The organism is Pseudomonas sp. BP01, assembly GCF_022760795.1.
GTDB classification, from domain to species: Bacteria; Pseudomonadota; Gammaproteobacteria; order Pseudomonadales; family Pseudomonadaceae; genus Aquipseudomonas; species Aquipseudomonas putida_Q.
Window position 1 is genome coordinate 1 of sequence record NZ_JAFBKA010000063.1, and the last position, 1,779, is coordinate 1,779.

Sequence of the window (1,779 nt, forward strand, 5' to 3'; positions counted from 1 at the left end):
TGGTGGTGTCGACCGAATCGTTGATCGTGGTCTGGGCCGGAGTCGGGTTCGGGGTCAGCTGCTCGAAGTTACCGCCAGTGGCGTTTTCGATGGTGACGCTGACAGTCGAACCGTTGTTGTAGACGTCGTTCGCCGGCGTCTGGAAGTCGACACTGCCCTGGGTCTTGCCGGCCTCGATGGTGATTACCTGCCCATTGGACAAGGTCACAGTCACCGGCGTCTGGGCAGGGTTGCTCAGGGTCACGGTGTAGGTGATCACGCCACCTTCGGTGACGCTTGGCGAAGCAGTCAAAGTCGCAGTGGTGGTGTCGACCGAATCGTTGATCGTGGTCTGGGCCGGAGTCGGGTTCGGGGTCAGCTGCTCGAAGTTACCGCCAGTGGCGTTTTCGATGGTGACGCTGACAGTCGAACCGTTGTTGTAGACGTCATTCGCCGGGGTCTGGAAGTCGACACTGCCCTGGGTTTTGCCGGCCTCAACGGTGATGGTCTGGCCGTTGGACAGGGTCACGGTCACCGGAGTCTGGGCAGGGTTGCTCAGGGTCACGGTGTAGGTGATCACGCCGCCTTCAGTGACGCTTGGCGAAGCCGTCAGGGTCGCGGTGGTAGTGTCGACCGAGTCATTGATCGTGGTCTGCGCTGGAGTCGGATTCGGGGTCAGCTGCTCGAAGTTGCCGCCGGTGGCGTTTTCGATGGTGACGCTGACGGTGGAACCGTTGTTGTAGACGTCGTTCGCCGGGGTCTGGAAGTCAACGCTGCCCTGGGTTTTGCCGGCCTCAACGGTGATGGTCTGGCCGTTGGACAGGGTCACGGTCACCGGAGTCTGGGCAGGGTTGCTCAGGGTCACGGTGTAGGTGATGACACCACCTTCTGTGACGCTTGGCGAAGCGGTCAGGGTCGCAGTGGTGTTATCGACCGAGTCATTGATCGTGGTCTGAGCCGGAGTCGGGTTCGGGGTCAGCTGCTCGAAGTTACCGCCCGTGGCGTTTTCGATGGTGGCGCTGACGGTGGAACCGTTGTTGTAGACGTCGTTCGCCGGGGTCTGGAAGTCAACGCTGCCCTGGGTTTTGCCGGCCTCGACGGTGATGGTCTGGCCGTTGGACAGGGTCACGGTCACCGGAGTCTGGGCAGGGTTGCTCAGGGTCACGGTGTAGGTGATTACGCCGCCTTCGGTCACCGACGGGCTCGCCGTCAGGGTCGCCGTGGTGTTATCGACCGAGTCATTGATCGTGGTCTGAGCCGGAGTCGGATTCGGGGTCAGCTGCTCGAAGTTACCGCCCGTGGCGTTTTCGATGGTGACGCTGACGGTCGAGCCGTTGTTGTAGACGTCGTTCGCCGGGGTCTGGAAGTCAATGCTGCCCTGGGTCTTGCCGGCCTCGATGGTGATTACCTGCCCATTGGACAAGGTCACAGTCACCGGCGTCTGGGCAGGGTTGCTCAGGGTCACGGTGTAGGTGATCACGCCACCTTCGGTGACGCTTGGCGAAGCAGTCAAAGTCGCAGTGGTGGTGTCGACCGAATCGTTGATCGTGGTCTGGGCCGGAGTCGGGTTCGGGGTCAGCTGCTCGAAGTTACCGCCAGTGGCGTTTTCGATGGTGACGCTGACAGTCGAACCGTTGTTGTAGACGTCGTTCGCCGGCGTCTGGAAGTCGACACTGCCCTGGGTCTTGCCGGCCTCGATGGTGATTACCTGCCCATTGGACAAGGTCACAGTCACCGGCGTCTGGGCAGGGTTGCTCAGGGTCACGGTGTAGGTGATCACGCCACCTTCGGTGACGCTTG

The 1,779-nt window shown here is 61.6% G+C and carries 1 protein-coding gene; it reads right to left on the reverse strand.

Annotated elements, in window-relative coordinates; translation table 11 throughout:
• Positions 1-1,779 (reverse strand): immunoglobulin-like domain-containing protein (locus JOY50_RS28465; RefSeq protein ID WP_405046022.1); only part of this gene is annotated, 1,779 nt, incomplete at both ends.